This window comes from Limnohabitans sp., assembly GCF_031538885.1.
Classification (GTDB): Bacteria; Pseudomonadota; Gammaproteobacteria; order Burkholderiales; family Burkholderiaceae_C; genus Limnohabitans.
The window spans coordinates 1-23,069 of the sequence record NZ_JAVKLW010000061.1; the positions used below are offsets into that span (position 1 = coordinate 1).

Here is a 23,069-nt window from a genome sequence, read left to right on the forward strand (position 1 = left end):
CGCCAACCGACGCGCCACGCAAATCGGTTTGGAATCCCTATTCCCCAATGAAGAGAACCCGTTCCCTTGGATGAGCGAAATGATCGACCTCAAGAAAGAACGTAACTTCTTTGAAACCCGCGTGATCGAGTACCAATCTGGCGGTGCTCTGTCTTGGGATTGATGGCTTCACGACACACATGACACCCAATTTGTCCCCCACAACAACAAACACCCGCTCACGTGGTGTTGTGGTGGACTCACCGTGTTCATGGGGTTGGACCCGGGTCCAGCGCCATGAATCGCTTTGCACACAAAAACCGTGCGAAGTGTTTTTCACCCAATGATCTAAATTCGATCTAGGAGAACAGAAATGGCAACTGCAAAAAAACCGGCCGCTAAAAAGGCCCCTGCAAAGAAAGCTGTCGCGGCCAAAAAGCCAGCAGCTAAGAAAGTCGCGGCTAAGAAGCCAGCAGCTAAGAAAGTCGCGGCTAAGAAGCCAGCAGCTAAAAAAGTAGCTGCTAAGAAACCAGCAGCGAAAAAAGTTGCGGCCAAAAAGCCTGCCGCTAAAAAAGTAGCTGCTAAGAAGCCTGCTGTTAAAAAAGCTGCGGCCAAAAAGCCTGCTGCTAAAAAAACAGCCGCTAAAAAAGTAGCAAAGAAAGCAGCTGCTAAAAAGCCTGCTGCCAAAAAACCAGCGGCTAAAAAAGCCGCTAAAAAGCCTGCTGCAAAGAAAGCTGCGAAAGCACCCGCTGCCCAAGCACAGACAACGTTGAACCCGCAAGCTGCTTGGCCTTTCCCAACAGCTAGCAAGCCTTAATCTGTATTGATCTAGGCGACGGTTGACCGTTAGCTCAAGTCCGATGCCGCAAGGCTTCGGGCTTTTTTTTGCCTATATTGCCCTTATGGCGCTGTGGTTATGGACATACATGTGATCCCCAATGCCTCCCGCACACATGCCGATGGTGAGCATGATGGTACCTTGGGTATGCGATTGCATGCACCCCCCTAGCGCTCATCACTTGGTTAGCAAGCACACTCGGGCTGGTAAAGCGCGATATCGAGCTACTCCGTGGGCAAACCTCCAAACGAAAACAGCTGCGAATCTGCGTATTACGCCACGGTCAAACCATCGAGCAAATAGTTTTGGGGGCCACGTTGTGCAATCTTGAGAGCACCCACTTGGTTGCCCAACGCCGCGCATTTGGTCAATGACCACCCTTGCTCCAAACCGAACAAGAGTGCGCCACGCCAAGCATCACCGCAACCGGTGGGGTCCACCACAGCCGTTGCGTTGACAGGTGGAACCAGGGTCTTCTCGCCATTCATCCACACTTCGCAACCTTCGGCCCCCAAGGTCACCACCAAGCCTTGCACGCGCTGCGAAATCTCGGCGTGGCTCAGGCCCGTGCGCTCACTCAGCATCTTGCCTTCGTAATCATTCACCGTCACCCAAGTGGCCTGGTCAATGAAGTGCGCCAACTCATCCCCATCAAACATCGGCAAGCCTTGGCCTGGATCGAAGATAAAAGGAATCTGCGCGGCTTGAAGTTGATCAGCGTGTTGCAGCATGGCATCACGACCATCTGGCGAGATGATGGCCAACTGGATGTCTGAACGTTTTTCGATCTGCGTGATGTGCGCTTGCATCATGGCGCCTGGGTGAAAGGCGGTGATCTGGTTGTTGTCGCAGTCCGTCATGATCATCGCTTGTGCGGTGTAGGTGTCTGGCACTTGGCGCACAAACTCTGTGGAGATGCCTAAGCTGTGCAAGCGTTGCAAGTAATCCGCAGCGTCTGCGCCCAAGGTGGCCATTGGCAACGGCGTACCGCCTAGTGCTTTCAAGCTGTAGGCAATATTGCCCGCACAACCGCCAAAGTCGCGACGCAAGGTGGGGACTAAAAACGACACATTCAAGATGTGCAGTTGCTCAGGCAAGATTTGCTCCGCAAATCGGCCTTCAAAGCTCATGATGGAGTCGAACGCGAGCGAGCCGCAAATCAGCGATGCCATAGAAATACTTTCTGTAAATTAAGGGTAAAAAATAAAAGCGCGGAACCCCGTGATGCGCTGACTCACTTTGTCATCTAAGTCGAAGTTCAGTGTGGCGCGCACATCGCGCAGAGCCTGAACGTGGTCTTTAGCCGACAACTCATCGGCGGTGAACACACGGCGCACCAAGACTTGGTCTTGCAAATCCGTCAAACTCAGCTCCAAAGCAGGCATAGCCACGGGATGGTGCTGCGTATTTTTCAAACGCAACTGCACGATGTAACCACCTTCTGGGTTTTCGGCGAAGCTGCTACTTTCAATCAACACCGCCTCTGGCTCACGCGGCCAAGTGACTTCGCAAGCACACATGGCCGACAAAACAGGGCGCAACGTCGGCTCTTGCGCCACCAGCCAGTTACGTTGTGCCACCAAGAACTGCCAAATCAAGGCAATGACCAGCGATACCGCGCCGATCAGCCACAGCACAGGTATTAGCGTTACAGACGGAGAAGTTACCGTACGCTCGTCGCTGCGTGCTGGTGGATGGGCCGCATCGCCAGCCATCGTGGTCACCGTCGCAGTGCGAAACAGAGGAGGGGCATCTGCCATAGAAGGCCGCGCCACAGAAGCATTGGGTGATATTTCAAAATGAAGCGCTGCTTCAAACACATGGGAACACCGACCACACCGCACCCAGCCTTTAGCAAGCTCAAGCTGCGCGGGCGACACCTTGAAAGCGGTTTCGCATTGGGGGCAGTGGGTGATTTGCATCAGCAGTGAGAAGTCATCAAAATCCAGCCGTCTTCCATGTCGCTCACGCTCAACGTGCAATAAGGTGCATAAGCATCTTTGAGCTCTTGCGCTTGTCGCTCAAGGATACCTGCTAACACCAAATGCCCACCCGCAGCCACATGGTTGCGCAGCAGTGGGGCCAGCACTTTCAAGGGTGTCGCCAAGATATTGGCCAATACCGTTTGGTATTGCCCAGTGGCCTTGTCGGGCAGGCCTGCGTTCAAGCGCACATGGTTGGCATCGGCATTGAGTAGCGTAGCCGTCACGGCCGCGTCGTCAATGTCCACGGCATCAATGGCGTGAGCACCGTGCAGTGCCGCACCAATTGCCAAGATGCCAGAACCGCAACCGTAGTCAAGTACACGTTGATCGACCACGTCGTGTGTGGCAATCCAACGCAAGCACATGCGTGTGGTGGGATGGGTGCCTGTGCCAAACGCCAGCCCCGGGTCAAGGCGAATGATTTTCTTCGCTTGTGCAGGCGGCTCATGCCAAGTTGGAACAATCCAAAACTCGGGCGTGATTTCCACAGGCGCGAATTGCGACTGCGTCAACCGTACCCAATCTTGGTCAGCCACGGGTTGAATACCCAGCACTTCGCTCTTCGCAAAGAAATCTTGCAATGCCAGCAAACGTGCCGCATCTCGCGCGGCGGCTTGTTGCGCAAACAAGGCCACGATGCGTGAACGCTTCCAACCTTCTTTGGGAGGCGGCATGCCAGGCTCACCAAACAAGGCTTGCTCAGCATCGGTTTGTGCATCTGCGTCTTCGACGGACACGCTCAAGGCATCGAGTGCATCCAACGCCTCGCAAACAGCTTCCACGCTGTCTTCGGGGCACATCAAACGCAACTCAAACATCAGCGCTTGTGAGTAGCGAGCCACTCTTCCAAGTAATGGATGTTCGTGCCACCGGACATGAACTTGGCATCGACCATCAATTCGCGGTGCAGTGGGATATTGGTGTTGATACCTTCGACCAAGGTCTCCGCCAACGCCGTACGCATCCGAGCCAACGCTTCGTCGCGGGTATCCCCATGCACAATGATCTTGCCGATCATCGAGTCGTAATTGGGCGGTACGTAGTAATTGGTGTAAATGTGGGAGTCCACACGCACACCAGGACCACCAGGCGCATGCCACATGGTGATGCGGCCAGGCGACGGGATGAACTTGAACGGATCTTCCGCGTTGATGCGGCACTCAATCGAGTGACCGCGCACATGGATATCGCGTTGTGTGAAGGGCAACTTCAAGCCAGCCGCCACCATGATTTGCGTTTTCACGATGTCAATGCCCGTGATGTACTCCGTCACGGGGTGCTCCACCTGCACGCGGGTGTTCATTTCAATGAAATAAAACTCGCCGTTCTCATACAAAAACTCAAACGTACCAGCACCGCGGTAGTTGATTTTTTTACAAGCCGCTGCACAACGCTCGCCAATCTTCTCGATCAACTTGCGTGGAATACCGGGCGCAGGTGCTTCTTCAATCACCTTTTGGTGACGACGTTGCATCGAACAATCGCGTTCGCCCAAGTACACCGCGTTCTTGTGCTTGTCAGCCAAGATTTGAATTTCGATATGGCGTGGGTTTTGGAGGTATTTCTCCATGTACACCGCAGGGTTGCCAAAAGCGGTGCCCGCCTCCGCTTTGGTCATCGCCACTGCATTGATGAGCGCCGCTTCGGTATGCACCACACGCATACCACGGCCACCGCCACCGCCAGCGGCTTTGATGATCACAGGATAGCCCACGCTCTTGGCAATGCGCTTGATAGTGGCGGGGTCGTCCGGCAACTCACCTTCAGAGCCTGGCACACAAGGCACGCCCGCTTTGATCATGGCTTGCTTGGCCGACACCTTGTCGCCCATGATGCGAATGGATTCAGCAGTTGGCCCAATGAATTGGAAACCACTCTTTTCGACACGTTCTGCAAAGTCAGCGTTTTCACTCAAGAAACCGTAGCCGGGGTGAATCGCTTCCGAGTCTGTCACCTCAGCAGCCGCGATGATCGCAGGCATATTCAGGTAGCTCAAAGGCGAGGCTGCGGGGCCAATACACACCGCTTCGTCAGCCAACTTGACGTACTTGGCATCGCGGTCAGCTTCGGAATACACCATCACCGCTTTGACACCCAGTTCGCGACATGCGCGTTGAATGCGCAAGGCGATTTCGCCACGGTTGGCGATCAGGATTTTTTTAAACATGGAAAACCCGCCTGTTATTCAATGATGAACAGGGGTGCGCCGTATTCCACAGCTTGGCCGTTCTCAGCCAAGATTTTGGTGATGGCGCCTGACTTGTCTGCTTCGATTTCGTTCAAGATTTTCATCGCTTCAATGATGCAGATGGTTTCACCTTCCTTGACTTGCTGGCCAACTTCGGCAAAAGCCTTGGCGCCAGGGCTGGAAGAACAGTAGAACGTACCCACCATGGGCGACTTGACGGTGTGTCCCACAGGCGCAGCCTCTACCACAGGGGTGGGCGCAGCGGCCACCGCAGCAACAGGCGCAGCCATTTGCGTCATCATCGCCACAGGCGCAGGCGCACTCTTAACGATGCGGACCGTGCCTTCTGCCTCGGTAATTTCGAGTTCAGACACATTGGAGTCGGAGACCAGGTCAATCAACGTCTTGAGTTTTCGCAAATCCATAACTACACCCTATTTGTTGCAAATAAGAGGCTAATTTACACCAATTTGCAAGTCAATGACACACAAAGGACGATTAGATCACCCAGTTTTGAATATCTTCTGGTGTTAACTTGCCCAGTTTTCGCTGCTTGAGTCGGCCTTCTTTATCTAAAACTACCGTAAAAGGCAGACTACTTTGCTCATTCCCTAGCAACTTCCCTAATTCCGTGCCATCCAGTCCAGCCAACCCAATCGTGTAGCTCATCGGAAATTGACTTAAAAATTGTCGTACGCGACTGGGTTGATCGATGGCCAACCCCACGACCTGCCATCCATATTGCTTATTTTGACGATAGAAGGCATCAATTAACGGCATTTCTTCCACACATGGTGGGCACCAAGTCGCCCAAAAGTTAAGCACCAAAGGACGCCCTTGCAAACTCGACATGTGCAAGGACTCCCCCGAAGGCGTGACGAACTCCGCCGCCCAAAGCGCCTCTTTGGCAGTTGGTGCGATCTCTTGCAGCGCATTGCGCTTCCAAGCCATCGCTGCGCCAGCAAGTGCTGCCACCGCTGCCACACCTGTCCACAGGGCCGTGCGTCTGGTCGATACGGATGTCATCTCAAGCTCTCCATCAAAGCGCGCAGGGCTGGTAAGTCACCCCGCGGTGAGCGTCCTTTGGCGTCCGGTTTCAAAGCGCCACGCAAGTCGTCTAAGTCATAAATCATCAAATGCACCAATACCTTTTGTTGAAAACTGGGACAAGTACGCAAGATGCTCAAGGCATCCACCGCCTCGCCTTGGAAGCCTTGAACCGTGCTGACCTCATAGCGCACGCCGTGGTCAATCAGGCTGATTTCTGCGGACTTGGTGTCATCACAAAACAACTGTAGATAAACATCCGACAAGGCCGTTGCCGTGCCACGCCACACCGCCCCCGTCAAATGAGGTCGGAAAGCGGCCATACGCACCATCCACACCATGGCTAACTCCCGCAATGCAGCCAACTCGGCAGGTTGAGTGTCCGCACAAAAGAGATCCAGATACTCACGCACCCCGTCCTCCACTTGGTCATTGCTTGGCAACTGCGCACGCGCGTTCAAACCCAGTTGCTTCACCGCACGGCGCTTGGCTGGGCCGTACTCCAACCCTTCTTCGACCACCATACGCGCAGCGGTGGCTGCAATTTCGTCTTGAACCGTATTCATATCTCGTCATTGTCAGCGTACAGGCTAACGTCTGCTCGGGATAGGCAGATACACCCTCCTAAAATGGGTACATGCACATACATATTTTGGGAATTTGCGGCACGTTCATGGGTGGACTGGCTGCGTTGGCACGCGAGGCGGGCCACCAAGTCACTGGCTGCGATGCGGGCGTTTACCCCCCGATGAGCGACCAACTCCGCAGCCTCGGCATTGAATTGATGGAAGGCTTTGACGCCGACCAAATAAAGCTCAACCCCGATGTGTACGTGATTGGCAATGTCGTTTCGCGCGCACACTTGACCGATGGGACACCTAAATTCCCGTTGATGGAAGCCATTTTGGAAAGCGGTGCAGCTTACACCAGCGGCCCTCAATGGCTAGCCGAACACGTGTTGCATCACCCTAGCCAACCCCGCCATGTGCTGGCCGTGGCTGGCACACACGGCAAAACCACCACCACCTCCATGTTGGCGTGGGTGCTTCAAGCTGCGGGGCTCGAACCCGGCTTTTTGGTTGGCGGCGTACCAATGAACTTTGGTGTATCTGCCCGCTTGGGCCGCCTCAGCAGCTCCGCCGATGTGGCCGCCCACAAACACAGCCCCTTCGTCATTGAAGCCGACGAGTACGACACCGCGTTCTTTGACAAACGCAGCAAGTTTGTCCACTACCACCCGCGCACTGCAATTTTGAACAACTTAGAGTTTGACCACGCCGACATTTTTGACAACCTTGCTGCCATTGAACGCCAGTTCCATCATTTGGTCCGCACTGTGCCATGCAGCGGTCGCGTGGTGGTCAATGCCGATGAAGAGAGTTTGCAACGCGTGTTGGCCCAAGGCTGCTGGAGCAAGGTCGCCAAATTTGGCATCAGCGCCCACGCACAAGGCCCAGACGGTTGGTCCATCCAAGGTGAGCCCGACAACTTTGTCGTCTTACACCAAGGTCAAAAAGTCGGTCGTGTGCAGTGGGACATCACAGGTGTACACAACCAGCTCAACGCCTTGGCCGCCATTGCCGCCGCCGAGCACTTAGGCGTGTCACCCGCCCAAGCCGCTGCCTCGCTGAACGAGTTTCAGAACGTGCGCCGCCGCATGGAAGTGCGTGGTACCGTGGCCCGTGCAGGTGGCGACATCACTGTGTACGACGACTTCGCGCACCACCCCACCGCCATCCGTACCACCGTCGATGGCCTGCGTCGCAAAGTGGGGCCAAACGCCCGCATCTTGGCGGTGTTTGAGCCACGTAGCAACACCATGAAGCTGGGCACGATGAAGTCGCAACTGCCTTGGAGTTTGGAAGATGCGGACATCGCCTTTTGCCACTCCGGTGGATTGGATTGGGATGTCAACGAAGCCCTCCAACCCATGGGCGCACGCGCCTGTGTGGGTGCGGCCGTGGACGAGGTGATAGCCCAAGTGGTCGCCACTGCACAGCCGGGCGACCATGTGTTGTGTATGAGCAATGGGGGCTTTGGCGGGATTCACGCTAAGTTATTGGCTGCTTTGGCTGGGTAACCTCTTTTGCACGCACACAGCGCGGCCAGCACCTGCCACAGCTTAATGTCCCTGCGGGCGTGATAGCGCCGTATCAGACACTGACCACTCTGCGTGCTGAGAGCGCAGCATCGAAACAACCAAGTATCACGATCGCTTACGACGCACCGCCACAGCTTCAGACAACACGTCCAATGAACCCACTGAGTCATCCCAGTTCAAACATGCATCGGTAATGCTTTTGCCGTATTCAAGCTTGGACACATCATCTTTGCCTGGCGTGAACTTCTGAGTACCGCCTTGAATGTGACTCTCAATCATCACGCCAAACACTTGATGTGAATCACCGCTGATTTGATCCGCAATATCCTTAGCAACCACCAGTTGGCGCTCGTGCTGCTTGCTGCTATTGGCATGACTGCAATCCACCATCAATGAGGCGGGTAACTTGGCCTTAGCCAATTCTTCACAGGCAGCGCTCACACTGGCTGCATCGTAGTTGGGAGTTTTTCCGCCGCGCAGGATGACGTGGCAATCTTTGTTGCCCTTGGTTTGCACAATCGCGACTTGACCGTTTTTGTGGACGGACAAGAAGTGGTGTGCGCCTGCCGCAGCTTGAATCGCATCGGTCGCGATTTTGATGTTGCCATCGGTGCCATTCTTAAAGCCAATCGGAGCAGAGATGCCCGAAGCCAATTCACGATGCACTTGGCTCTCGGTCGTGCGTGCGCCAATCGCGCCCCACGAAATCAAGTCACCAATGTATTGCGGGCTGATGGCATCCAAGAACTCGCTGCCAGCAGGCAGGCCAAGGCGGTTGATTTCAATCAAGAGCTGACGCGCGATGCGCAAGCCCTCGTCAATGCGGTAGCTCTCGTCCAAGTACGGGTCGTTGATCAAGCCCTTCCAGCCCACCGTTGTGCGTGGTTTTTCGAAGTACACACGCATCACAATTTCCAAGGTATTGGCGTACTTTTCACGCAAGGGCTGCAAGCGACGAGCGTAGTCAATGGCCGCAGCGGGGTCGTGGATGGAGCATGGGCCAATCACCACCAGCAAGCGGTCATCGTTACCGTGCATGATGTTGTGAATGGTTTTACGCGTGTGAGTGATCAGTTTCTCGACAGGCGTGCCCTGAATCGGAAAGAAGCGAATCAAATGTTCGGGAGGAGGCAGCACGGTAATGTCCTTGATACGTTGATCATCAGTTTGACAGGTGTTTTCAACGTGGCTTGGATAACTGGTGTTCGTTTTCATGGTTTCGTCCTGAAGTTTAAAAAAGTGATGAAGTAATTGGGTAAAAAAAAACCGCCGAGGGTACGGCGGTTGGTTGGGGAGTTCAGAGCGTTTAGGCTACGTTCAGATCTCTCGACCGCCGTGGGGGCGTGAGATAAAAAAGTAAGCAAAATAAAAACGAGCTGAATTCATAAAACGAAATGTAGCACAAGGAATCAGGCAGTTTGCTGACAAGTTCTAAGATTTACACGAGGCGCTAGGGTATTCCAGCCACTGCCTTTAGGCGGTTCCACCAACAGTCAATCCATCAATGCGCAAGGTCGGCTGCCCCACACCCACGGGCACGCTTTGGCCTTCTTTGCCACACGTGCCCACGCCGGGATCGAGTTGCATGTCGTTACCGATCAAGCTCACGCGAGTCAGCGCATCTGGGCCGTTGCCGACCAGGGTCGCACCTTTGACAGGGTATTGAATCTTGCCGTTTTCCACCCAAAAAGCTTGGGAGGTTGAAAACACAAACTTGCCAGAGGTGATATCCACTTGCCCGCCGCCAAAGTTCACGGCATACAAACCTTTTTTCAGGCTGGCCACAATTTCTTCTGGTGACTTATCGCCACCCAGCATGTAAGTGTTGGTCATACGCGGCATCGGGACATGGGCATAGCTTTCACGGCGACCATTGCCTGTGGGTTTGACGCCCATCAAGCGGGCATTCATACCGTCTTGGATGTAGCCTTTCAAGATACCGTCTTCGATCAACACATTGCGCTGGCTGGGGTTGCCTTCGTCATCCACGTTGAGCGATCCACGGCGATCCGGAAGGGTACCGTCGTCCAACACGGTCACGCCTTTGGCGGCCACGCGTTGACCGATACGACCACTGAACGCGCTAGAGCCTTTGCGGTTGAAGTCACCTTCCAACCCGTGACCAATGGCTTCATGCAACAAGATACCGGGCCAGCCTGGGCCTAACACCACACTCATCTCGCCTGCGGGTGCAGGGCGTGCATCCAAGTTGGTGAGTGCGCATTGCACGGCGTCGTCCACATAGCTTTGCGCCAAGGCATCGTCAAAATGGTCGAGCCCAAAGCGACCGCCACCACCGGCAGAGCCCACTTCACGACGGCCATTTTGTTCGGCGATCACGGTAACGCTCAAGCGCACGAGGGGCCGCACATCGGCCGCCAAGGTGCCGTCCGCACGCACCACCATCACCACGTCGTATTCACTGGCCAAGCCAGCCATGACTTGAATCACACGCGGGTCTTTGGCACGGGCCATTTGTTCAACGCGCCCCAGCAGCTCGACCTTTTCGGTGCTGTTAAGCGAAGCAATCGGGTCCAAACCACCATACAAGGAGCGGCTAGAAGCGACTTTGCGGGCGGGAACTTTGACGCGCCCTCCTTTGGCCGCTGCGCCAATCGAGCGCACGGTACGTGCTGCGTCGAGCAAGGACGCTTTGGAAATATCGTCGGAGTAGGCAAACGCTGTTTTTTCCCCGCTCACCGCGCGGACCCCCACACCTTGATCGATGCTGAAAGAGCCTGTTTTGACAATCCCCTCTTCCAAACTCCAGCCCTCGGCACGGGTGTATTGAAAGTACAAATCAGCTTCGTCCACCTTGTGCGCTTTGATTTCAGCCAGTGTGTTGGCCAAATCGGTTTCATCCAAACCAAAAGGTTCTAACAACAGTTGACGGGCAATGGCCAATCGCTCAAGGGTAGGTTCGCGTGAAATCATGCGGGAATTATGACTGCACCAACTGTTTGGCTTTGGCTACGGACATCAATATCCCTAAGCCTAGCCCCAAGGTCACCATGGCTGTGCCGCCATAGCTGACAAAGGGCAACGGCACCCCCACCACTGGCAGCATGCCGCTGACCATGCCCATGTTCACGAAGGCGTAGATGAAAAAACTCAAGGTCACGCTACCAGCCAACAAACGGGCAAACAGTGTGGGGCCTTCCACTGCAATGGCCAAGCCGCGCAGGATCAAAAAGAGAAAGGAAGCAATCAGCATCAAATTGCCGATCAATCCAAACTCTTCACCAAAGGCGGCGAACACAAAGTCCGTCGTGCGCTCGGGGATAAAGTCCAAATGGGTTTGCGTGCCTTGCATAAAACCTTTACCCCAGAAACCACCCGAGCCAATCGCAATCATGCCTTGGATGATGTGAAAGCCTTTACCCAACGGGTCTCGCGTCGGATCCAGCAAAGTACAAATACGCTGCTGCTGGTAGTCATGCAGGATGGGCCAACGGAAGCCGTCAGCGCACAAGGTCGGCTCAAAAAACACCACCAAGCCCACGCCAATGACACCCATGATGATGGGCGGCACGATGAGCCACCAACTCAGCCCAGCAAAGAAGATCACAGCAATGCCAGCGGACAACACCAAAATGGCCGTCCCCAAATCCGGCTGCCGCACGATGAGGCCCACAGGCACCAACAGCAACAAACCCGCCACCAAAAAGTCCAGCGGACGCAACTGCCCTTCACGCTTTTGGAACCACCACGCCAGCATCAGTGGCATGGCAATCTTCATGATTTCGCTGGGTTGAATTACCACTCCAATGTTCAACCACCGGCGTGCGCCTTTTTTGGTCAGGCCAAACAAGGCCACGGCCACCAACAACGCCACGCCCACGGTGTACAGCGGCACGGCAAACACCATCAACCGCTGCGGCGGGATTTGCGCCACCACAAACATGATGAATCCCGCAATCAGCATGTTGCGACCATGGTCAAAAAAACGTGCGCCATTGGCAAAACCAGACGAATACATGGTCAGCAAGCCGGCACAGGCCAGCAAAAAAACACCAAGCGCCAATGGCCCGTCAAACCCTTTGAGCAAAGGCTTCAGTTGCTGAAGTGGGCTAGGTTTGTGAATGACGGTAGGCATGACTGTGATTATCCCCTGCCACAAGAGTTTGGCTCGCAGGCGCTGCTAGCATTTGGCATGATCTTGCCTAGCCATGCCGCCTCCACCACCACCCATGTGCTGTATTTGCACGGGTTTCGCTCTTCCCCTCAGTCCACCAAAGCGCAGCAAATGGCGACCCTCATCGCCACTCAGTTCCCCCACATCACCTGGTGGTGCCCGCAACTCCCCTCCTCACCCCACGCTGCGGCGGCCCTCATCAAAGCAGGCACCGCCGATTGGCCCACAGACCGCATGGCGGTGATCGGCTCGTCACTCGGCGGGTTCTATGCCACTTGGTTGGCCGTCCAACGTGGCTGCAAAGCCGTACTGCTCAACCCCGCGATTGATCCTGCACGCGACTTGGCCCAATACATTGGCGAACACAGCGCCTGGCACGACCCTGCACAACGCTTTTACTTTGCGCCTGAATTTGTGGATGAACTGCGTGCCTTAGAAGTTGGCCCCATGCCACACCCTGAACGTGTGTGGGCCCTGATCGCCCAAGGCGACGAAGTGCTGGACTGGCGCGAAATGACCGCCCGTTACCCCAGCTCACATCAAGTGGTGCTGGAGGGCGGTGACCACGGCATCAGCGACTTCGAAAGCCACTTGCCACACCTGCTGGCATTTCTAGACTTGCAGCCTGCGCCATAGGCCGACCTAGCCTGAGCATGGGACAATTGCGCTCATGTACGCATTGTTTGAAGAAGCTGGAAAATTCCAGACGGGCCGCATCCTCTCCGAAGTTGAGAGCTCGGCTCAAATCGAGCTGGAATCTGGCAAACGGGTCAAGGTCAAGGCCGCCAATTTGCTGCTCAAGTTTGAGAAGCCCTCACCCGCCGACCTGATGCGCGATGCGCAGGCCTTGAGCGCCAGCATCGAACTCGATCTCGCTTGGGAATTCGCCCCCGAAGACGAATTCGGTTTTGCCGACCTCGCCCGCGAATACTTCAGCGCCCAAGCCACACTCACCGAGCAAGTTGCGGCCTTGTTGCGCTTGTTCGATGCGCCACATTACTTTCGCCGTGCAGGCAAAGGCCGCTTCAAAAAAGCCTCTGCCGAGGTGATTGCCCAAGCACTCGCGGGGATCGAAAAGAAAAAACAAATCCAAGCGCAAATTGAAAGTTGGGCCGCCGATCTAGCCCAAGGCATTTGCCCTGCACCGATTCAAACGCAACTCTACAAAATCTTGTTCAAACCCGACAAGAACGCGCCGGAGTACAAAGCCGTGGTCGAAGCCGCGCGCGCCACCCAAACAGCACCACTGGCCTTGCTGCAACAAGCGGGCGCCATCGCATCGGCTTACCAGTTCCATTGGCAGCGCTTTTTGTTTGACAGCTTCCCCAAGGGCACAGGCTTTCCCCAGCTTCAAGCGCCTGCGATTGCAGATGAGCTGCCACTGGCCCATGTGCAGGCCTATTCGATCGACGACTCACAGACCACCGAGATTGACGACGCTTTGTCGGTGCAAGGCTTGGGCGCAGGTACGGTCACGCTGGGCATTCACATCGCTGCGCCTGCACTGGCGCTCAAACCTGGGGACGCGATTGACCAGTTGGGTCGCCAACGTCTGTCCACCGTCTACATGCCCGGCTACAAAATCACCATGCTGCCTGACGACGTGGTGCAAACCTACACCTTACAAGAAGGTCGCGACTGCCCTGCGGTGTCGCTCTACGCCACCTTTGACGAAGTGACACTGGCCTTGCAACACACCGAGACACGGGTGGAGCGTGTGTCCATTGCCGCCAACTTGCGCCACGACCAACTCGATACCATCGTCACCGAAGCTTGGCTCAACGATGACAGCTTCACACACCCCGCAGGCGTACAAGAACCCGCCATGCCACGCGCACAACTGGCGTTCCTATTCCGCTTGGCACAGCACCTGAAAGCCCAACGCGAAGTGGTGCGCGGCAAGCCTGAGAACTTCAACCGCCCTGACTACAACTTCCGCTTGGTCGGCAATGACGGCATCGAGCCACAAGGCCACGAGCAAGTACACATCACCATCCGCCAGCGCGGTGCGCCGCTCGACTTGATGGTGGCCGAGGCCATGATTTTGGCCAACAGCACCTGGGGCAACTGGATGGCTGAACTCGGCGTGCCAGGCATCTACCGCAGCCAAGCCAGCTTGCTGCCCGGTGTCAAAGTGCGCATGGGCACCAAAGCGCTGCCGCATGCCGGCATTGGCGTGCCCAGCTATGCGTGGAGCACCTCACCCCTGCGTCGCTACACCGACCTTGTGAACCAATGGCAAATCATTGCGTGCGCCAAACATGGCAGCACCGCCGCTTTGGCCGCACCGTTCAAACCCAAAGACGCCGAACTGTTCTCCATCATCTCAGCCTTTGACGGGGCCTATGGGGCTTACAACGCCTACCAAAACGGCATGGAGCGTTTCTGGACGCTGCAATACTTGAAACAGAACAACATCACCGATCTCAGTGCCACCGTCTTCAAGGTTTTCCCAGGTCAGCCACCCATGGCCCGCGCCGACGACCTGCCCTTGGTCTTGCCCGTGCTTGGCGGCGGTGACTTGCCGCGCGGCGCTCATGTGCAACTGCGCTTGAGCGCTGTGGATGACATCACCCTCGACATCACCGGTCACTTGTTGCACCTGCTCGAAGCCGATGCCCCCACCAGTGCTGAAGAAGCTGGAATAGCAGATGACGAAGACGACAGTGCTGCAGGCCCCATTGCTTTGGCCATGGATGTGAACGAAGCCCCCACCCCTGAGGTCGATGCCGCATGATGCTCTCGCGTTTTTCTTGGTACCGATGGACGACGCTGCACAAAGCATTGTTCATCTCGTTTGCCTTTCATGGGGCGCTACTCACCCTGCGCTTGGCTGCCCCTGAGCGGTTTGATCGTTTGTTCAACGACACGCCACTGGAAGTGATTTTGGTCAACACCCAAGCCAAAGCCGATGCCCCTGACAAAGCCCAAGCCTTGGCCCAAACGCAACTCGCAGGCGGGGGTGAACTCATGAGCGGTCGTGCCGCATCGCCACTGCCAGCCGCTGCCAGCACCTCTGCGGGTGACATGACCGAGTCGGCGCAACATCAAATCAGCGCCATGCGCAAAGAGCAATCTTTGCTGCTGGCACAAGTGAAAAAATTACTCGCACAACTGCCCCCGCCTCAGCCGCAAAAAACACAGGCTGCACAAGACGCTGTTGAACAAAAACGTCGTCAAATGCTCAAACTCTTAGCCGAAATTGAAGAGCGCATCAACCAAGACAACGCCCGTCCACACAAACACTACCTGAGCCCCGCCACCAAACAGGTGGCCTACGCTCTGTATTACGACGCTCTCAGGCGCGGGATTGAAGACCGCGGCACACGTTACTTCCCTGCCACCCAGAACGGTCAAAAACTCTATGGGAAATTGACCATGATCATCACGGTCAACAACCGTGGTCGAGTGATCGAAACAGAGGTGGTTCAAAGCTCAGGTCAAGTCGATCTAGACCGTCGTGCACAAGCCATCGCCACGGCAGCTGGACCATTTGGTGAGTTCACCGAAGAGATGCGACGACAAGCCGATCAACTGGCCATCGTGGCGCGCTTCATCTTCAGCCGAGACAACACCTTGCAAACACGAGGTGGCGAAGCCACCCACTGAACCACCGTGAACGACGCACGCTTTCGCCCCCTGCTGCGCTGGCTGCTCTTGCTGCTTATCGCTTGGGTGGGTTTACAAATTTTCTTTTTGGCACGCATTGCGGTGATGGTGCGTGTCGCGCCGGAGTCCACCGCCTTTGAACGCTCGGAGGCTTGGCGCATTATCAACACCAAGGAACGGCTGCGTTGGCGCCAAGATTGGGTGCCTTATGCACAAATTTCCAACCACCTCAAACGTGCGGTGATTGCGTCCGAAGACGACATCTTTGCGCAACACGATGGCGTGCAATGGGATGCGATTGAAAAGGCATGGGTCAAGAACGCCAAAGCCGAACTACTAGCCAGCCGTAAAGCACAAAGCAAAGCAGCACCCAAGGTGGTCGGCGGCTCCACCATCACACAACAATTGGCGAAGAACTTGTTTCTGTCAGGCGAACGCACCTTCATTCGCAAGGGCCAAGAGTTTGTCTTGACCCTGATGCTCGAAGTCATCGTGGGCAAGAAACGCATCCTAGAAATTTACCTCAACCATGTGGAATGGGGTGAAGGTATTTTTGGCGCCGAAGCGGCTGCACAACACTACTTTCAAAAACCTCCCTCACAACTCACCGCGTGGGAAGCGGGCCGCTTGGCGGTGATGCTGCCCCGCCCCAAGCACTACCAAAAGTTTCCACAGTCGGAGTACTTGGCAGGTCGCACCGAAATCATCTTGATGCGCATGGGCAGCGCACAACTGCCCGACCATTGATGCGAATTCTCGGCATTGACCCTGGCTTGCGCACCACTGGTTTTGGTGTGGTGGAAAAGCATGCTGCCCAACTTCTCTATGTGGCCAGTGGCACGATACGCACCAACAAGGAAGTCCAAGGTAATTTCGCAGATCGCTTGAAAGTCCTGTTCGAAGGCATCCATGAAGTCGTTGAGCGCTACAAACCCGACACTTCTGCCATAGAGATTGTGTTCGTCAACGTCAACCCACAAGCCACACTTTTGCTGGGTCAAGCGCGCGGCGCTTGCATCACCGCACTGGCCACATGCAATTTACCTGTTGCAGAGTACACGGCCTTGCAAATGAAGCAAGCCGTGGCAGGCCACGGCTTGGCAAAAAAAGAGCAAGTGCAAGCAATGGTCAAACGCCTGCTGCAACTACCCAGCTTACCCGGCCCTGATGCGGCTGATGCCTTAGGCATTGCCATCACACATGCGCATGCAGGGCACGCCATGGCGCGCTTGGCCGCTGCGACTGATTTGCAGCGCAGCACCAGCAGCATGTACAAAGCGGGACGCAGCCGCTGAAGGCACCCCGCTACTTCAGCGATCGACGGCGAATAAACTCAGTTCCACACTGGAGCCACCATCCACCGCATTGGAGATAGTCAAACTGCCGCTGTGCAGACATGGTTCTCAATATCAAGAGCGCAGTTTTTTGTAAGGTCGTTTCTTGGTCCAACGCACGACGCAGAGCCATGGCTTGCATCGAAATGGCAGCTCACATCAAACCATTGGCCAAGGTCAGTCGTCCACGCTGGTCCATGTGCGCGCAACCCGATCAAGCGCAACGCCATGCCTAACGGCTCGCCGCCCGCTCACCACAAAGAAGCGACTATGGAGGGCGATATGGTCACATGGTTTACCAAGCAGGCGCGAGTTGGGCCAAGCCTGGCGGTGCTTTGCGCACATCGTCAAAAGTGACGACATCGTAGGCATCGGGTTGGCTGAGAAGCTCACGCAATAGCTGGTTATTCATGGCGTGCCCAGAACGGAACGCAACGTACGACGCCAGCAAAGGCTTACCAATCAAATACAAATCGCCCATGGCATCAAGGATTTTGTGCTTCACAAACTCGTCGTCGTAGCGCAAGCCTTCGCTGTTCAAAACCTTGTAGTCATCCATCACGATGGCGTTGTCCAAACCGCCACCTAAGGCCAAGCCATTGGCACGCATCATCTCAACATCACGTGTGAAGCCAAAGGTGCGAGCCCGCGCAATGTCACGGGTGTACACATCGGTGTCCATGTCGAACACCACGCTTTGCCCAGTCGAGTCCACAGCAGGGTGATGAAAGTCGATTTCGAAACTGAGCTTGTAGCCGTGATGCGGCTCCAGACGCGCCCACTTCACGTTGGCCCCTTCGCCAGCGCGCACTTCCACCGTCTTCAAGACGCGAATGAAACGCTTGGGTGCGTTTTGCTCCACGATGCCCGCGCTTTGCAGCAAGAACACGAACGACGAAGCAGACCCATCCAAAATCGGCACCTCTTCTGCCGTGATGTCAATGTAGAGGTTATCAAGTCCCAAGCCGGCACAAGCCGACATCAAATGCTCCACCGTGAACACCTTCGCCCGCCCATTGGAGATGGTCGAAGCCAAACGCGTATCCGTCACAGCCGTGGCGTTGATGGGGATATCGACTGGTTGCGGCAAATCCACTCGACGAAACACGATGCCCGTCTCAGGTGGCGCGGGGCGCAGTGTCAGCTCCACGCGTTGGCCGCTATGCAGCCCCACGCCCACGGCTTTGGTGAGAGATTGAAGGGTTCTTTGTTTAAGCACAGATAGATTTTAGTGAATCACCCCCGAAGAGGTGATTCATTGATGCAATGACCTTGATAGCCCCCACCGCAGGATCGCCCCAAAACGGGGGGCAAAAGGTGTCGATCCTAGAAGCCTACTTAGTCCGCTTGCCTGCGCAAGAAAGCGGGAATTTCGTAATCATCCATACCGCCAGAAGACAAGGCATCGACCTTGGCCGCAGCCGAGGTGCGGTTGCCACGCCACACTGCGGGCGAGTTCATCGACTCATAGTTGGGTTGTGCAGCTGAGCCAACACCCAAGCCCGCAGCCAAACTGGCCAAGCCGCCTGTGGCAGCGGCAGCCAACACGCCCGCAGGAGATGCATTGTTGGCTTGCGTGGTGGGAAAGCCCACACCGTCCGTGCCTGTGCGCAACACTTGCAACTGCGGCGCAGCGCGGCGGCTGCCTGCCAAACCGGTAGCCACCACAGTGACGCGAATTTGGTCACCCAAACTCTCGTCATAAGCCGTACCGTAAATCACGTGTGCGTCTGGTGAAGCGAACTTGCGGATGGTGTTCATGGCTTCGCGTGACTCGGACAGCTTCAAGCCGCCCTTGGCTGCGGTGATGAGCACCAACACGCCCTTGGCACCCGACATGTCCACGCCTTCGAGCAAGGGGCACGCCACGGCTTGCTCGGCAGCGATGCGGGCACGGTCTGGACCGTTGGCCGCTGCTGTGCCCATCATGGCTTTGCCGGTTTCGCTCATCACGGTACGCACGTCTTCAAAGTCGACGTTGACCAAGGCTTCGACGTTGATGATCTCAGCAATACCGCCCACAGAGTTTTTCAACACATCGTTGGCAAACGCAAAGGCTTCGTCCTGGCTAGCGTCTTCGCCCAACACATTCATCAATTTTTCGTTCAACACCACGATGAGGGAGTCCACGTTGGCTTCGAGTTCCGCCAACCCAGCTTCTGCATTACCCATGCGACGGCTGCCTTCGAATTCGAAAGGCTTGGTCACCACCCCCACGGTCAAGATGCCCATCTCGCGGGCCACACGGGCCACCACAGGCGCTGCACCGGTACCCGTGCCACCACCCATGCCGGCTGTCACGAACAACATGTTGGTACCTTCCAGTGCCAAGCGGATGTCATCCACCGCAGCCTCAGCCGCTTCACGGCCGCGCTCTGGCTTACTGCCAGCGCCCAAGCCTGTCGAGCCGAGCTGAATCACTTTGTGCGCATTGCTGACGCGCAAAGCTTGTGCGTCGGTGTTGGCGGTGACGAACTCCACGCCTTGTACGCCTGAGCGGATCATGTGCTCGACCGCGTTACCGCCGCCGCCACCCAAGCCAATCACTTTGATTTGAGTGCCTGAGTTGAATGCTTCAACTTCGATCATTTCGATGGTCATTTTGTTTCTCCTATCAATCTAAAAATTTGCAGTTGCCTTGAATTCATGTGTTGGTTTTGTTGCATTGCGCGCCTTCTACGAGGGTGGCGCAGTTGCCGTGCAGGGCCGCCATCGCGCCCCCACATGCAGCCGTGGTGGCAGTCGCTGCGGCGGACTACCACGTGCGAGGTAAAGCAAGCTTGGTGGAATCATGTTTAGAAATTCCCCACAAACCAATCTTTGAGACGGTCCATCAACGAGTTGACAGACCCACTCTTTTGTGAAACTTTGAATCCGCGTTGGCGGTCCACACCGGCCTCGACCAACAAGCCCATCACCGTGGCGGCTCGCGGCTGCGACACCATATCGGCCAACGCGCTGTCGTAGTGCGGAATGCCACGGCGCACGGGCTTCAAGAAAATGTCTTCACCCAACTCCACCATGCCCGGCATGACCGCGCTTCCCCCCGTCAACACGATGCCTGATGACAGCACCTCTTCGTAGCCCGAGTCGCGGATGACTTGCTGCACCAGCGAAAAGATCTCTTCCACACGGGGCTCAATCACACCCGCCAAGGCTTGACGGCTCAACATGCGCGGCGCACGGTCCCCCAAGCCCGGCACTTCCACTTGCACCTCGGGGTCTGCCAGCAATTGCTTGGCGTAGCCGGATTCAATTTTGATTTCTTCTGCATCTTTGGTGGGGGTACGCAAAGCCATGGCGATGTCACTGGTGATCAAGTCACCCGCAATCGGAATGACCGCTGTATGGCGAATCGCACCATTGGTGAAGATCGCCACGTCGGTCGTACCTGCACCAATATCGACCAAGGCCACGCCCAATTCACGCTCGTCATCGGTCAACACCGACATGCTGGAGGCCAAGGGGTTCAGCATCAAACGGTCCACATCCAAGCCGCAACGACGTACGCACTTGATGATGTTTTCTGCCGCACTTTGTGCGCCCGTGACGATATGCACCTTGGCCTCCAAGCGGATGCCACTCATGCCAATGGGCTCACGCACATCCTGACCATCAATCACAAACTCTTGGGGCTGCACCAACAACAAGCGCTGGTCGGTCGAAATGTTGATGGCTTTGGCTGTCTCCACCACACGCGCCACATCGGCAGCGGTGACTTCTTTGTCTTTCACCGCCACCATGCCCGTGGAGTTGATGCCACGGATGTGGCTACCCGTGATGCCTGTGTAGACCCGTGTGATTTTGCAGTCCGCCATCAACTCCGCTTCTTTCAAAGCCTGTTGAATGCTTTGCACGGTGGCGTCAATGTTGACCACCACGCCACGCTTCAAACCATTGCTGGGTGCCACGCCAAGGCCGGCGAGCTTGAGCTCACCACTGGGCAACACTTCAGCCACAACCACCATGACCTTGGCCGTGCCAATGTCTAAGCCGACCACCAAATCTTTGTATTCTTTTGCCATAACAGCCTCGTTCTTTCTCGTCTTCTCTCTGTGTTCGTTAGCGTTTGGCAGACACGTCTTGCGTGCTCACCCCGCGCACCCGAAGCGCATACCCGTTCTCGTATCGCAAATCGGCTGATTCAATCGCCGTGACTTTGCGGCCTAGTCTTTGTGTCACCTGAGCCAATGTTTTGGAAACTCGCTGCATGCGTGTCATCACATCGTCCACACTGCCTTGGCCCAGCTCCATCACGCCGCCGTGCTGGAGTCGTGCACGCCAGCTACCGCGCTCCGTGAGTTCCAAACTATCCAAGGCCAAGGTCAACTCCTTGAAGGCAGGGGCTAAGGCCAAATACATGCTCAACACTTGTAAGGATTGACTGTCTGGTCCACTCAGGCGTGGCATCTTGTCGTCATCCAAATCACCCGCATTGGCTTCAAACACTTCGCCATAACTGTTGAGCATGCGTTGTTCACCGTCCTCCCCCCAATACGCCACAGGCTTGTGTTCTTGCAAGGTCACGCGTAAACGGTTAGGAAACTCACGCTGCACCGAGGCCAAGCGCACCCAAGGCACGCTCTCAAACGCATTGCGCACACGGCCCAAGTCAGCAGTGAAAAAATTACCCGTGAACTTGGTCACCACATTGGCACGCAAGGTCACCTCGTTGTTGTGTTCGACATCGCCGTGAACGGCGATACCTGTCAAGACAAATGCAGGCAGTCGTACCAAGGCCCAAACGCCTGCACCCAAAGCGCCCAGCACCAAGCCCACAAACATGAGCGAAGCTGCCATGTGCATGAGCTTGACGTCCAGCGGCACCACCACCGAGGTGTTCACCTCAGGACGGGGCCGCATGTGGGTGTAGCGCGTGGTCATACGGTGGCCTTGCCTCCGGGATGGTCCAGCGTGGCGCTTTCTAACAGCGTCAAGCACAAGTCTTCGTAGCTGATGCCCGCTGCACGCGCCGACATGGGCACCAACGAATGGCTGGTCATACCGGGCGATGTGTTCATCTCCAACAAATACGGCTTGCGATCCGACGCGCGCAACATGATGTCGGCGCGACCCCAGCCACGACACCCCAAGGCTCGGTACGCAGCCACCACCAAGCCTTGAATCTCTTGTTCCTCGGCTTCGGGCAAACCGCTGGGACAGTGGTACTTCACATCGTCGGTGAAATATTTGTGGTTGTAGTCGTAAGCACCGTCAGGGGCCGCAATACGCACCACAGGCAAAGCACGGGCTGCTGCGCCATTACCCAAAATCGGGCAAGTCAACTCCTCGCCCTTAATGAATTCTTCTGCCAACAAATCAGGGTCGTACTTCGTCGCCAGTTGTGTGGCCGCCATGATTTCACCCGCCTGCATGACCTTGCTCATGCCAATCGATGAGCCTTCACGAGGCGGCTTGACGATCAGCGGTAAACCCAACTTGGCAGGAATGGCTTCGATGTTGTTTGCGGTTTGGTCTTCGGGCGACAACCACACATAGCTCGGTGTGGATAAACCCACAGCGCTCCAAACCCGCTTGGTCATCACTTTGTCCATGGCCATGGCAGACGCCATCACGCCAGCGCCGGTGTAGGGAATGCCCAACAACTCCAAGGCACCTTGCACCGACCCGTCTTCGCCATACCGGCCATGCAGCGCAATGAACGCGTGTGTGTAGCCTTCACGCTTGAGCTCGTCCAAGCTGCGCTCGGCAGGGTCAAACGCGGTGGCGTTGACACCTTTGCTTTGCAAGGCCTTGAGCACACCGCTGCCCGACATGAGGGACACATCACGCTCGGCAGATAGCCCCCCCATGAGCACAGCAACTTTGGCGGTTTGAAGGTTGAAGGTCATG

Annotated in this window: 22 protein-coding genes and 2 pseudogenes; 8 read left to right on the forward strand and 16 right to left on the reverse strand. The window is 56.0% G+C overall.

The window, feature by feature from the left end; translation table 11 throughout:
• Together RMS03_RS04580 and RMS03_RS04585 are read left to right on the forward strand one after the other, a co-directional pair.
• Positions 1-163: pseudogene (locus RMS03_RS04580) on the forward strand (ribonucleotide-diphosphate reductase subunit beta); the annotation flags it as partial.
• Positions 164-352: 189 nt separating this feature from the next.
• On the forward strand, positions 353-796 hold the full coding sequence (locus RMS03_RS04585) for a histone H1-like DNA-binding protein (RefSeq protein WP_310625921.1): 444 nt from the start codon (positions 353-355) through the stop codon (positions 794-796).
• Positions 797-1,089: 293 nt separating this feature from the next.
• Here RMS03_RS04585 and RMS03_RS04590 read toward each other — a convergent pair whose 3' ends face one another.
• From RMS03_RS04590 to RMS03_RS04625, 8 genes and pseudogenes are all read right to left on the reverse strand, one after another.
• Positions 1,090-1,989, reverse strand: coding sequence for a carbohydrate kinase family protein (locus RMS03_RS04590; RefSeq protein ID WP_310625922.1), 900 nt, complete (start codon positions 1,987-1,989; stop codon positions 1,090-1,092).
• A gap of 18 nt (positions 1,990-2,007) precedes the next feature.
• On the reverse strand, positions 2,008-2,577 hold the full coding sequence (locus tag RMS03_RS04595) for a DUF3426 domain-containing protein (RefSeq protein ID WP_310625965.1): 570 nt from the start codon (positions 2,575-2,577) through the stop codon (positions 2,008-2,010).
• 60 nt (positions 2,578-2,637) lie between these two features.
• Positions 2,638-2,739: pseudogene (locus RMS03_RS04600) on the reverse strand (zinc-ribbon domain-containing protein); the annotation flags it as partial.
• Positions 2,739-3,620, reverse strand: a complete 882-nt coding sequence (gene prmA / locus RMS03_RS04605; protein ID WP_310625966.1) for a 50S ribosomal protein L11 methyltransferase — start codon at positions 3,618-3,620, stop codon at positions 2,739-2,741. The gene prmA and the pseudogene RMS03_RS04600, both read right to left, overlap by 1 nt.
• Positions 3,620-4,969 carry an acetyl-CoA carboxylase biotin carboxylase subunit gene (accC, locus tag RMS03_RS04610; RefSeq protein WP_310625923.1) on the reverse strand — a complete coding sequence of 450 codons (1,350 nt, stop codon included), beginning with the start codon at positions 4,967-4,969 and terminating at the stop codon, positions 3,620-3,622. The genes prmA and accC overlap by 1 nt, the downstream gene beginning before the upstream one ends.
• Before the next feature lie 14 nt (positions 4,970-4,983).
• The gene (accB, locus tag RMS03_RS04615) at positions 4,984-5,415 is read right to left on the reverse strand and encodes an acetyl-CoA carboxylase biotin carboxyl carrier protein (RefSeq protein WP_310625924.1); all 432 of its coding nucleotides are present in this window, start codon (positions 5,413-5,415) and stop codon (positions 4,984-4,986) included.
• 73 nt (positions 5,416-5,488) lie between these two features.
• Complete coding sequence (locus RMS03_RS04620) at positions 5,489-5,965, reverse strand: TlpA disulfide reductase family protein (protein WP_310625925.1); 477 nt, start codon at positions 5,963-5,965, stop codon at positions 5,489-5,491.
• Between the two features lie 47 nt (positions 5,966-6,012).
• Positions 6,013-6,603, reverse strand: coding sequence for a hypothetical protein (locus RMS03_RS04625; protein ID WP_310625926.1), 591 nt, complete (start codon positions 6,601-6,603; stop codon positions 6,013-6,015).
• Positions 6,604-6,674: 71 nt separating this feature from the next.
• Between RMS03_RS04625 and mpl the strand changes: the two genes are divergently transcribed.
• On the forward strand, positions 6,675-8,117 hold the full coding sequence (gene mpl / locus RMS03_RS04630; protein WP_310625927.1) for a UDP-N-acetylmuramate:L-alanyl-gamma-D-glutamyl-meso-diaminopimelate ligase: 1,443 nt from the start codon (positions 6,675-6,677) through the stop codon (positions 8,115-8,117).
• A 126-nt stretch (positions 8,118-8,243) separates the two neighbouring features.
• Here the strand turns inward: mpl and RMS03_RS04635 are convergent, their stop codons facing one another.
• The 3 genes from RMS03_RS04635 to rodA all read right to left on the reverse strand — a co-directional run bounded on the left by RMS03_RS04635 (position 8,244) and on the right by rodA (position 12,234).
• Entirely contained in the window at positions 8,244-9,353 is a 1,110-nt protein-coding gene (locus tag RMS03_RS04635; protein WP_310625928.1) for a 3-deoxy-7-phosphoheptulonate synthase, read from the reverse strand.
• A 258-nt stretch (positions 9,354-9,611) separates the two neighbouring features.
• A complete protein-coding gene (gene tldD, locus RMS03_RS04640) occupies positions 9,612-11,072 on the reverse strand; it encodes a metalloprotease TldD (RefSeq protein ID WP_310625929.1) in 1,461 nt (486 codons plus the stop codon).
• A gap of 7 nt (positions 11,073-11,079) precedes the next feature.
• The gene (gene rodA / locus RMS03_RS04645; protein WP_310625930.1) at positions 11,080-12,234 is read right to left on the reverse strand and encodes a rod shape-determining protein RodA; all 1,155 of its coding nucleotides are present in this window, start codon (positions 12,232-12,234) and stop codon (positions 11,080-11,082) included.
• A 57-nt stretch (positions 12,235-12,291) separates the two neighbouring features.
• Between rodA and RMS03_RS04650 the strand changes: the two genes are divergently transcribed.
• Genes RMS03_RS04650 through ruvC form a run of 5 tightly spaced genes read left to right on the forward strand, consistent with a single transcriptional unit; the run spans position 12,292 to position 17,177 of the window.
• Positions 12,292-12,909 (forward strand): YqiA/YcfP family alpha/beta fold hydrolase, encoded by a 618-nt coding sequence (locus RMS03_RS04650; RefSeq protein WP_310625931.1) that lies wholly within the window; start codon positions 12,292-12,294, stop codon positions 12,907-12,909.
• 34 nt (positions 12,910-12,943) lie between these two features.
• Positions 12,944-15,010, forward strand: coding sequence for an RNB domain-containing ribonuclease (locus tag RMS03_RS04655; RefSeq protein ID WP_310625932.1), 2,067 nt, complete (start codon positions 12,944-12,946; stop codon positions 15,008-15,010).
• Entirely contained in the window at positions 15,010-15,882 is an 873-nt protein-coding gene (locus tag RMS03_RS04660) for a TonB family protein (RefSeq protein ID WP_310625967.1), read from the forward strand. The genes RMS03_RS04655 and RMS03_RS04660 overlap by 1 nt, the downstream gene beginning before the upstream one ends.
• A 6-nt stretch (positions 15,883-15,888) precedes the next feature.
• Positions 15,889-16,629, forward strand: coding sequence for a monofunctional biosynthetic peptidoglycan transglycosylase (gene mtgA, locus RMS03_RS04665; RefSeq protein ID WP_310625933.1), 741 nt, complete (start codon positions 15,889-15,891; stop codon positions 16,627-16,629).
• The gene (gene ruvC / locus RMS03_RS04670) at positions 16,629-17,177 is read left to right on the forward strand and encodes a crossover junction endodeoxyribonuclease RuvC (RefSeq protein WP_310625934.1); all 549 of its coding nucleotides are present in this window, start codon (positions 16,629-16,631) and stop codon (positions 17,175-17,177) included. Before mtgA ends, ruvC begins: the two co-directional genes overlap by 1 nt.
• 334 nt (positions 17,178-17,511) lie before the next feature.
• Here the strand turns inward: ruvC and lpxC are convergent, their stop codons facing one another.
• The 5 genes from lpxC to RMS03_RS04695 form a co-directional block, all read right to left on the reverse strand.
• The gene (gene lpxC, locus RMS03_RS04675; RefSeq protein ID WP_310625935.1) at positions 17,512-18,435 is read right to left on the reverse strand and encodes a UDP-3-O-acyl-N-acetylglucosamine deacetylase; all 924 of its coding nucleotides are present in this window, start codon (positions 18,433-18,435) and stop codon (positions 17,512-17,514) included.
• A 119-nt stretch (positions 18,436-18,554) separates the two neighbouring features.
• Positions 18,555-19,817: a cell division protein FtsZ gene (gene ftsZ, locus RMS03_RS04680; RefSeq protein WP_310625936.1), complete on the reverse strand. Its 1,263-nt coding sequence runs from the start codon at positions 19,815-19,817 to the stop codon at positions 18,555-18,557.
• A 194-nt stretch (positions 19,818-20,011) separates the two neighbouring features.
• Entirely contained in the window at positions 20,012-21,241 is a 1,230-nt protein-coding gene (ftsA, locus tag RMS03_RS04685) for a cell division protein FtsA (protein ID WP_310625937.1), read from the reverse strand.
• A gap of 37 nt (positions 21,242-21,278) precedes the next feature.
• Positions 21,279-22,100, reverse strand: coding sequence for a cell division protein FtsQ/DivIB (locus RMS03_RS04690; RefSeq protein ID WP_310625938.1), 822 nt, complete (start codon positions 22,098-22,100; stop codon positions 21,279-21,281).
• Entirely contained in the window at positions 22,097-23,068 is a 972-nt protein-coding gene (locus tag RMS03_RS04695) for a D-alanine--D-alanine ligase (protein ID WP_310625939.1), read from the reverse strand. The genes RMS03_RS04690 and RMS03_RS04695 overlap by 4 nt, the downstream gene beginning before the upstream one ends.
• Position 23,069: the final 1 nt, after the last annotated feature.

Excerpts from the sequence above, each read along its gene's own strand:
- RMS03_RS04625 (WP_310625926.1), bottom strand. The coding sequence starts at position 6,603 with ATGAATACGGTTCAAGACGAAATTGCAGCCACCGCTGCGCGTATGGTG.
- rodA (WP_310625930.1), bottom strand. The coding sequence starts at position 12,234 with ATGCCTACCGTCATTCACAAACCTAGCCCACTTCAGCAACTGAAGCCT.
- RMS03_RS04585 (WP_310625921.1), top strand. The coding sequence starts at position 353 with ATGGCAACTGCAAAAAAACCGGCCGCTAAAAAGGCCCCTGCAAAGAAA.
- mpl (WP_310625927.1), top strand. The coding sequence starts at position 6,675 with ATGCACATACATATTTTGGGAATTTGCGGCACGTTCATGGGTGGACTG.
- RMS03_RS04595 (WP_310625965.1), bottom strand. The coding sequence starts at position 2,577 with ATGGCAGATGCCCCTCCTCTGTTTCGCACTGCGACGGTGACCACGATG.
- RMS03_RS04635 (WP_310625928.1), bottom strand. The coding sequence starts at position 9,353 with ATGAAAACGAACACCAGTTATCCAAGCCACGTTGAAAACACCTGTCAA.
- RMS03_RS04660 (WP_310625967.1), top strand. The coding sequence starts at position 15,010 with ATGCTCTCGCGTTTTTCTTGGTACCGATGGACGACGCTGCACAAAGCA.
- prmA (WP_310625966.1), bottom strand. The coding sequence starts at position 3,620 with ATGTTTGAGTTGCGTTTGATGTGCCCCGAAGACAGCGTGGAAGCTGTT.
- accC (WP_310625923.1), bottom strand. The coding sequence starts at position 4,969 with ATGTTTAAAAAAATCCTGATCGCCAACCGTGGCGAAATCGCCTTGCGC.
- accB (WP_310625924.1), bottom strand. The coding sequence starts at position 5,415 with ATGGATTTGCGAAAACTCAAGACGTTGATTGACCTGGTCTCCGACTCC.
- ftsA (WP_310625937.1), bottom strand. The coding sequence starts at position 21,241 with ATGGCAAAAGAATACAAAGATTTGGTGGTCGGCTTAGACATTGGCACG.
- tldD (WP_310625929.1), bottom strand. The coding sequence starts at position 11,072 with ATGATTTCACGCGAACCTACCCTTGAGCGATTGGCCATTGCCCGTCAA.
- ftsZ (WP_310625936.1), bottom strand. The coding sequence starts at position 19,817 with ATGACCATCGAAATGATCGAAGTTGAAGCATTCAACTCAGGCACTCAA.
- ruvC (WP_310625934.1), top strand. The coding sequence starts at position 16,629 with ATGCGAATTCTCGGCATTGACCCTGGCTTGCGCACCACTGGTTTTGGT.
- RMS03_RS04650 (WP_310625931.1), top strand. The coding sequence starts at position 12,292 with ATGATCTTGCCTAGCCATGCCGCCTCCACCACCACCCATGTGCTGTAT.
- RMS03_RS04695 (WP_310625939.1), bottom strand. The coding sequence starts at position 23,068 with ATGACCTTCAACCTTCAAACCGCCAAAGTTGCTGTGCTCATGGGGGGG.
- RMS03_RS04690 (WP_310625938.1), bottom strand. The coding sequence starts at position 22,100 with ATGACCACGCGCTACACCCACATGCGGCCCCGTCCTGAGGTGAACACC.
- RMS03_RS04655 (WP_310625932.1), top strand. The coding sequence starts at position 12,944 with ATGTACGCATTGTTTGAAGAAGCTGGAAAATTCCAGACGGGCCGCATC.
- RMS03_RS04590 (WP_310625922.1), bottom strand. The coding sequence starts at position 1,989 with ATGGCATCGCTGATTTGCGGCTCGCTCGCGTTCGACTCCATCATGAGC.